The sequence below is a fragment of the Aquabacterium parvum genome, assembly GCF_001447195.1.
GTDB lineage: Bacteria > Pseudomonadota > Gammaproteobacteria > Burkholderiales > Burkholderiaceae_C > Aquabacterium > Aquabacterium parvum.
Window position 1 is genome coordinate 1 of sequence record NZ_LFRI01000486.1, and the last position, 689, is coordinate 689.

Genomic DNA, 689 nt, shown 5'->3' on the forward strand with positions numbered 1-689 from the left:
GAACGTGCCATGCCGCCTCCCTTGCGTATGGCGCCAGCCATGCGCTGACGTGATGCTCAATTTATCGCACTTGCCAGCCGCCGAGGAGGCTGCCCCTATGGCCTGTGCATGAGGTGTATTCAATGAGCGCCTAACGTCCAAGTTCAGGGGCGCTCGCTTGGCGAGGCCGAAGCGCGCAGCGGTTGAGGCGTCCCCTGCAACGACCAGTTAGGCTGGTGAAAGATGCGGTTCTGGGTGAGCTGCTCATGACTGCTTCGTGCTTCCCAAGAGCACGCGTTCCAGCTTTTGCCGCTCAATAGCTCTGCCCATGTTTTCTTCAGCAAGGATCAGCGACTTGATCGTTGCGAGCGCTTCGTTGGGTTTTGCGGTGGCAACTTCTGTGAGGCAATCGGCGGCCAAGCCAAGCTCATTGTGAGATAAAAATTCTTCGGCTTGAGCCAAATCGCTTGCATGCTCTTCAGCTATTGAGCTCGGCAATGATTGCTTTGCCGCTCGCAGGAGTGCTTCGGTTCGAGCCCAGGATCGATGAAGTTCCGAGTGCGTCATAAACGAAGGCCTAACTACCAAGTTCAGGGGCGCCCGCTTGGCGTGGCCGAAGCGTGCAGTGGTGGAGGCGTCCCCTGCAACGCCCAGTTAGGCGCAGCGGCCTTGCCAGACAAGGGATGTGCAATGCCGCCGTCGCCGTATGT

The 689-nt window shown here is 58.5% G+C and carries 1 protein-coding gene; it reads right to left on the reverse strand.

Going from position 1 to position 689, the window contains the following annotated elements; all coding sequences use genetic code 11:
- Positions 1-243 precede the first annotated feature (243 nt).
- Entirely contained in the window at positions 244-546 is a 303-nt protein-coding gene (locus ABG80_RS22140) for a hypothetical protein (protein WP_235513949.1), read from the reverse strand.
- Between the last annotated feature and the right edge of the window lie 143 nt (positions 547-689).

Coding starts and splice junctions, on each gene's coding strand:
- ABG80_RS22140 (WP_235513949.1), bottom strand. CDS start 546: ATGACGCACTCGGAACTTCATCGATCCTGGGCTCGAACCGAAGCACTC.